This is a genomic window from Caldimonas hydrothermalis (assembly GCF_056746695.1).
Window position 1 is genome coordinate 1 of sequence record NZ_JBWQXA010000036.1, and the last position, 634, is coordinate 634.

Below are 634 nucleotides of genomic sequence, written 5' to 3' on the forward strand. Positions count from 1 at the left end.
CGATCTGGTGCGGCAGGTACGTCATGTCCCAGCACCACAGCTGCCGCGGTGCGGTGGCCACGTGGGTGGTCGGCGCCCGGCTCGCGCGCGGCGCCTGGGCCCGGCCGCGGTGGCGGTTTTGCCCGTGTGCACGCAGCACGCGCTGGAAGCTCGACTCGCTGGCGATGTATCGGCCCTCGTCGGCCAGCATGGGCACGATGCGCGCCGGCGGCATGTCGGCAAAGCGCGGCTCGTTGGCCACGCACAGGATCTGCTCGCGCTCGGCTGGCGTCAGGGCGTGATCGGGCACGGGGCGCACCGCCTGGGGCCTGCCATCGCCCTTCACAAGGCCTTGGCGGGCCTTCCAGCGCTGCAGGCTGCGTGCGCTGATGCCCGCGATCTCGCAGGCCGCCTCCAGCCGCGCGCCGGCAGCGCACGCCGCTTCGATGTCCCGGGCCAGGGTTTGGCGATCTTCGAGGCCGATCATTCGTCCTCGCCCTTGTTCTTGTTGAAGATCGCCTCGACTTTTTTTGACAGCACCAGCAGCGCCGTCGTCTCGGCCAGCGCCTTGTCCTTGCGGCGCACCTCGCGCTCGAGTTCCTTGATGCGCCGCCGGTCTTCCTTGGTGGCCTGCGGGCTCGCGCGTGCTTCCTCG

General features: G+C 70.7%; 1 pseudogene. It reads right to left on the bottom strand.

The features are described 5' to 3' along the window. Positions 1–634: pseudogene (locus AC1ECW_RS16260) on the bottom strand (transposase family protein); the annotation flags it as partial.